Raw genomic sequence first — 6,670 nt, 5'->3', positions numbered from 1 at the left:
ACCCCCGGCGCCGACGCGATCCGCCAGAACTTCGCCGACGCGATGGAGGTCTCGCTTGCCGCCACCACAGCGGGCATCCCTCTGGGTCGTCCCGGCAGTTGCCGGGTGAAGGCGGTCAGCCGGGCCCACTGCTCGCCCAGCGAGTGGGTGGGGGCGCCCAGCGGGTCCTTGAAGAAGAAGCCCAGGTCGGCCAGCGGCCCCACCTGCCCGGCGGCGTGCGCGGCGGCGGTGAGTCGGGCCAGGTCGAGCACCAGCGGCGCGGCCAGCGCCGAGTCGCAACCGTGCCAGGTGAACTCCATCCGCATGCCGGTGCCGAGGAATCCACTGAAGGTGATCAGATCCCAGGCGGTCTTGAAGTCGCCCAGCTCCTCGACGTACTCGATGCGGGTGCCGCCCTGCGGGACGTAGCCCAGCGTCTCGCCGAGCACCCGCTGCTTGCTCTGCACCTTCGCCGCGTTCGCGGCCGGGTCGGCGAGGGTGGCGCCGTCGCCGCCGCCGAGCAGGTTGACCCCGGACCAGGAGCCCACTGCCAGGTTGCGCATCGCGAACATCGGCGCGAGCACCGACTTGACCAGGGTCTCCCCGGTCTTGCCGTCGTGCCCGGCGTACGGCAGTCGGGCCTCCTCGGCCAGCGCGGCCAGCGCCGGCAGCCGCAGCCCGGTGGACGGGGTGAAGTCGACGTACGGGCAGCCGGCGAGCACCGCGGCGTACGCGTAGAGAGAGCTGACCGGCAGCACCTCGTCCGGACCGTCGAGGGCGGCGCGTAGCGCGGCCGGGTCGGCGTGCGCGGGGTGCGGTCGAGGGGCCGGCTCGGTGGCGGAGACGTTGACCACCACCACCCGGTCCAACTCGTGCCGCTCTCGGAAGCTGGTCAGGTCGCGGACCACTGCCTCGGCCCGCTCGGCCTGGGTGTCGCCGACCGGCGCGGGGCGCAGCTCCTGCTCGACCACGCCCAGCTCGTCGCGGAGCGCGGCGACCAACCGCCAGGGGATGACACCGGCGTCCGCGAGGGCCTCGGCGCGCTTGCACAGTGGGGTGGTGGCCAGGTCGTGTCCGCCGAAGACCAGGTCGGCGAAGGCCGGCAGGGCCGGGCCGCGCAGATCGGGAAGCTCGGTGACGCAGCCGGTCGGCCCGGCCAGGCCGGCCCGCAGCGCGAGCCCCCCGACGATGCTGGTGGTCGCGACGGAACCGCGCGCTCCTACCAGCCAGACACCTGTTCGCATGGTGCTCCTTCCCCATTTCCGAGGAACCGTCGGTACCGCTAAATATAGGAATATCAGAATATGTTTCGGAAAGATACGGCCCAGTTTCGGAAAAGTTTCGGGCCGGGTGGAATGGGCCCCGTCCGCTCGCCCCGCACCGGAACAGCACCGGCTTCCGACGTCGGCGTCGGCGGCGACGACGCCGGACCGGATCCCGGCAGGTGCGAGCAGACGGGGCTGGTAGGCAGGGTCGGGTCGGCGTCTCGACCCTGCCTCCCCCGCATCCGGCCGGTCGGGGCACTGGTATGCCCCGGCCGGGCGTCTCAGGCCGCCGCACCCACCGGAACACCGACCGAACCACTACCCGCCGGGAACCGGCGAGCGGGTGCGGTACGGGCGGGGGCAGCGGCGGGCGGTGTCATCAGGTCCTCCGGAGGTCACCGGTGGTGGCGGTCCTCCGGTGCGGCCGGGGAATCCCGGTCCGGTCGCACCGGACGACCGTCCTGCTCGTGCGCCACCGGGCCGTAGGGCCCGGCTGCACGCTCTCCGATGCCGACCTCTGTCCCGGCCACGGGGCGCAATCCGTGGCTGGTCCCTCGCCGGTCGGCTTCGGAAAGCCGGTCGGGCGATGGCGGTGCGAACACCGCCGTCGCGGATGGTCAATGGTCAGAGAGCCGCCGCGGTCAGCGTCGGTTCCACCTCGGCCCAGGAGGAGCCGAGCTCCGCCGAGCGGGCCACCGCGTCCAGCACCAGCTGGACCTGCAACGCGTCGGCGAAGGAGGGAGTCGGGTCGACACCGGTGGCGACCGCCTCGATGAAATCGCGCATCTCGTGCGTGAACGAGTGCTCGTAGCCGATGATGTGGCCCGGGGGCCACCACGCCGACATGTACGGGTGCTCGCCCTCGGTCACCAGGATGCGGCTGAAGCCCTGCTCCGCAGTCGGGCGGGTCGCGTCGTAGAACTCCAGCTCGTTGAGGCGCTCCAGGTCGAAGACCACACTGCCCAGCGAGCCGTTGATCTCGACGCGCAGCGCGTTCTTCCGGCCGGTAGCGAACCGACTCGCCTCGTACGTGGCCAGGGCGCCACCGTCGAGTCGCGCCACGAAGACCGCGGCGTCGTCGACGGTGACCGTCCCGGTGGGTGCCGCGTGGCCGTCCACCGAGGCCGCCAGACCGCTCGACTCGGCGGGCAACGGCCGCTCCTTGACGAAGGTCTCGGTGACCGCGCTGACGCCGCTGATCCGCTGACCCGTGACGAACTGGGTCAGGTCGATGATGTGCGCACCGATGTCACCGAGCGCGCCGGAGCCCGCCCTGTCCTTCTGCAACCGCCAGACCAGCGGGAACTGCGGGTCCACGATCCAGTCCTGCAGGTACGTCGCACGGACGTGTCGAATCACCCCGAGCCGTCCGTCGGCGACCAACTGGCGCATCATCGTGACCGCGGGGACCCGGCGGTAGTTGAACCCGCACATCGACCGCACTCCGGAAGCCCGGGCGACGTCCGCCGCAGCGGTCATCGCCCGTGCCTCCTCCACCGAGTTGGCCAACGGCTTCTCGCACAGAACGTGCTTACCCGCGGCCAACGCGGCGAGAGCGATCTCGGCGTGGCTGTCGCCCGGTGTGCAGATGTCGACAACGTCGATGTCGTCCCGGTTGATCAGGTCACGCCAGTCGGTGGTGTACGCGTCCCAGCCGAGCGTGTCGGCGGCGTCCGCCACCTTCGCTGTGTCTCGGCCGCAGATCAACGCCATCCGGGCCCGCGCCGGCAGGTCGAAGACGCGGTTCACGGTGCGCCACGCCTGTGAGTGCGCGGCCCCCATGAACGCGTAGCCGACCATGCCGACCCGCAGTTCTTTGTCTGTCGTGGACAAGGTGGGTCTCCCCCCGGTATGTCAGAACCCGAGCTTGTCGTAGCTGCTCGCGTTCTCCTTGGTGATCGTCTCCGAGGCCAGGGTCAGTTCCTTCGGCACCTGCAGCTCCGTCAGGTCGCCCAGGCCCCGACCCTGCGCGATGAGCCGCGCGAGCGAGACCGCCGAGGAGGCCATCGACGGGTTGTAGGTGACAGTGGCCTTCAGCACGCTGTTGTCGGCCTTGATCGCGTCGATCGCGAGCTTGGAGCCCGCGCCGCCGACCATGAAGAACTCCGACCGGTTGGCCTGCTTGATGGCCGCGAGCACACCGATGCCCTGGTCGTCGTCGTGGTTCCAGATGGCGTCGATCTTCGGCAGCGCCTGGAGCAGCTGGGACGCCTCGCGCTGGCCGCTGTCCGAGGTGAACTCGGCCGAACGACGGTTCTTCACCGTGAACCCGTAGGTCGCCAGGGCGGCCTTGAAGCCTTCGCTGCGCTCGACGGTCAGCGGGATCTCCAGGCCGGCGATCTCACCGATGACCGGGTTGGCGACGCCCTTGTCCTTGAGCATCTTGCCGATGAAGTGACCGGCCGAGACGCCCATGCCGTAGTTGTCGCCCTTGATGACCAGCCGCGAGGCCAGCGCGTCGGGGAACGCCCGGTCGAGGTTCACGATCGGGATGCCCGCCTGCATGGCCTGGAGGGCAACGGCGTTGACCTCCTTGCCGTCGTGCGGCAGCACGACGATGATGTCCGGCTTCTGGGCGATCAGGGTGCCGAGCGTGGAGCGCTGGGCCTCGGAGTTCGACCCACCGTCGACCTCCTTGAACTCCACGTCCGAGTAGGCAGCGGCCTGGGCCTTGGCGTTGGCGTGGATGGCGCCCATCCAGCCGTGGTCGGCGGCCGGGGCGGAGAAGCCGATGACGACCTTCTTGCCCGGGGCGTTGTTGCCCTCACTGTTTCCGGCGGCCTTGGTCTGGGTGCTGGCGGCCGGGGTGTCGTTGCTGGTGCAGGCAGTGAGGAGGGTGGCAGCGCCCACTGCGGCTCCACCGAAGAGCAACCGGCGGCGCGACAGGTCGCGACTGTGCTGGGTCATGAATGACCTCCTGGGAGCGGGATTTGACTTATCGAGGGTGTGCGAGGCCCGGCCACCGTCGAACGTTCTCGACGTCGCCAGGACAACGGTGCGGTGCGTCAGGTTGCGGTGGTGACCCTGTTCCGCGCGAGGAGCCGAGTGACGGACTTGAACTGGAACTGCTGGACCAGGACGGCGGCGACGATGATGCCGCCCTTGACCATGTTCTGCGCCTCGATGGAGAGGCCGTTGATGGCGAAGAGGTTCGTGATGGTGGCGAAGATGATGACGCCGAGCAGCGAGCCGACGATGGTGCCCCGGCCGCCGCTGAGCAGCGTTCCGCCGATGATCGCCGCGGCGATCGCGTCCAACTCGTACAGGTTGGCCATCGCCGCCTGCGCCGAGGTGGCCTGCGAGGTGAGCATGATGGCGGCGATACCGCAGCACAGACCGGAGAGGGCGTAGAGCAGCATGGTGTGCCGCCGGACGTTGATGCCGGCCAGCCGGGCCGCCTCCGGGTTACCGCCGACGGCGATGGTCCGCCGGCCGAAGGTCGTGCGGTTGAGCACCACCCAACCGGCCAGCACCACCGCGCCGAGGATGTAGACGAGGATCGGGATACCGATCACCTTGCGCGCGGCGATGTCGTTGATGAAGGTGCTGCTCGACACCTGGGTCTGCTTGTTGGAGATGGAAGCCGCGAGCCCTCGCGCGGCCACCAGCATCGCGAGCGTCGCGATGAAGGGGACCAGCCGCCCGTACGAGATGAGCACACCGTTGACGAGGCCGACGCAGACGCCGACCGCGAGGGCGGTGAAGATCATGCCGGCGGCGCCGTAGCTCTGGGTGGCCACTGTGGTGCACCAGACCCCGGCGAGCGCGACGATCGCGCCGACCGACAGGTCGATGCCACCACCGATGATCACGAAGGTCATCCCGACCGTGACCACGCCGACGACCGAGGCCAACTGGAGGATGGCCAGGACGTTGTTCCAGACCCAGTTCGGGTCGCCGTACAGGTCGGGCTTGGTGACCGCGCCGACCACGACGAGCGCGGCGAGCACCCCGATCAGGCCGAGGTTGCGCTTGGCGCCGTCGCCACCGTCACCCCGCCACCAGGAGAGCTTGCCCCCGGATCCTGCTTTGTCGCTGGCCACCGCCGTCTCCGCCGGATCCACCGGAGGCGACTGCGCCGGAAGCTGCGGGCGCTCCGGTGTCGCGGTGGGAGTGGGAGTCGCGTCGCTCATGCCGGTGCGCCTTCCATCAAGGACCCCGCCATCACGAGGTCAAGCACAGTGTTCTCGTCGAGTTCGCCGGCCGCGGCTTCGCGGACGACACGCCCTTCCCGCATCACCAGCACCCGGTCGGCCAGACCCAGCACCTCGGGCACCTCGCTGGAGACCAGCAGCACCCCCACGCCCTGAGCGGCCAAGCCCCGGATGACCTGGTAGAGCTCGGCTCGGGCGCCCACGTCCACGCCTCGGGTCGGCTCGTCGAGAAGCAGCAACTTGGTGCCGCCGAGCAGCCAACGCCCGACCACCACCTTCTGCTGGTTACCGCCGGACAGCGTGCGTACCGGCCGGTCCACGTCCCGGGGCCGCAGCTCCAGGGTCTCCGCGATCCGGTCCGCCTCGGCACGTTCCTTGGCGGCGTTGGTGAAGCCGAGGCGCGCGTACCGGCCGAAGGTGGCCAGCGTGACGTTTCGGTAGATCGGTTCGCCGAGCAGCAGAGCCTGGCTCTTGCGTTCCTCCGGGGCCATTCCCATGCCGGCGCGAACCGCGGCGCCGACGCCGGGCCGCAGGACCTTACCGTCCATCTGCACCGTGCCGGCCTCCGGGAGGCGGGCACCGTAGATCGTCTCCAGCAGTTCGGAACGCCCGGAGCCGACCAGCCCCGCGATGCCCACGATCTCCCCGGCACGCACGTTCAGCGACACGTCGGCGAACTCGCCTGTGCGGGTCAACCCCTGCACCTGGAGCAGGTCGGCGCCAGCGGGGTCGTCGGTCGGCCGGTCCGGGAAGACGTACTCGATGGTGCGGCCGGTCATCCGGCTCACCAGGTCGCGGGTCGGGGTGTCGCGCGCCGGCAGGTTCGCCGCCGTGGTCCGGCCGTCCTTGAGAACCGTGACCCGGTCGCCGATCTCGCGGATCTCCTCCATGCGGTGGGAGATGTAGATGACGGCGATGCCCTGCGCGGTCAGCTCCCGGATGATCCGGAACAGGTTGCCGACCTCGTCGTGGGCCAGCACCGCGCTCGGCTCGTCCATGATGATCAGTCGCGCCTCGTGCGACAGCGCCCGCGCCATGCTGACGATCTGCTTGCCGGCCGCCGGCAGGGACCGGACCATCCGATTCGGCGGGATCTCACCGTGGCCGAGCCGGCTGAGGATCTGGCGGGTGTGCCGAGCCATCCGGCCGCGCCGGACGAAACCGAAGTTGCGGTACTCGTGCCCGAGGAACGCGTTCTCCGCCACCGACAGGTCCTCGACGAGGTCGAGCTCCTGGTAGATCGTGGCGATACCCGCCTTCATGGCGGCCTGC

At 70.0% G+C, this 6,670-nt stretch carries 5 protein-coding genes; all 5 read right to left on the bottom strand.

Features of this window, described 5'->3' with window-relative positions:
* A partial coding sequence (locus ABZ749_RS26065; RefSeq protein WP_357232354.1) for an inositol-3-phosphate synthase occupies positions 1-1,223 on the bottom strand: 1,223 nt, incomplete at its 3' end.
* A 645-nt stretch (positions 1,224-1,868) separates the two neighbouring features.
* Positions 1,869-3,077, bottom strand: coding sequence for a Gfo/Idh/MocA family oxidoreductase (locus ABZ749_RS26060; RefSeq protein ID WP_357232351.1), 1,209 nt, complete (start codon positions 3,075-3,077; stop codon positions 1,869-1,871).
* A gap of 21 nt (positions 3,078-3,098) precedes the next feature.
* Complete coding sequence (locus tag ABZ749_RS26055) at positions 3,099-4,151, bottom strand: substrate-binding domain-containing protein (RefSeq protein ID WP_357232347.1); 1,053 nt, start codon at positions 4,149-4,151, stop codon at positions 3,099-3,101.
* A gap of 98 nt (positions 4,152-4,249) precedes the next feature.
* Positions 4,250-5,377, bottom strand: coding sequence for an ABC transporter permease (locus tag ABZ749_RS26050; protein WP_357232344.1), 1,128 nt, complete (start codon positions 5,375-5,377; stop codon positions 4,250-4,252).
* On the bottom strand, positions 5,374-6,670 hold a 1,297-nt coding region (locus tag ABZ749_RS26045), incomplete at its 5' end, for a sugar ABC transporter ATP-binding protein (RefSeq protein ID WP_357232341.1). The genes ABZ749_RS26045 and ABZ749_RS26050, both read right to left, overlap by 4 nt.

Source organism: Micromonospora sp. NPDC047753, assembly GCF_040642735.1.
Lineage (GTDB): Bacteria > Actinomycetota > Actinomycetes > Mycobacteriales > Micromonosporaceae > Micromonospora.
The sequence above is the reverse complement of the archived record's forward strand: the minus strand, read 5'-3'. Positions and strand labels throughout refer to the sequence as shown.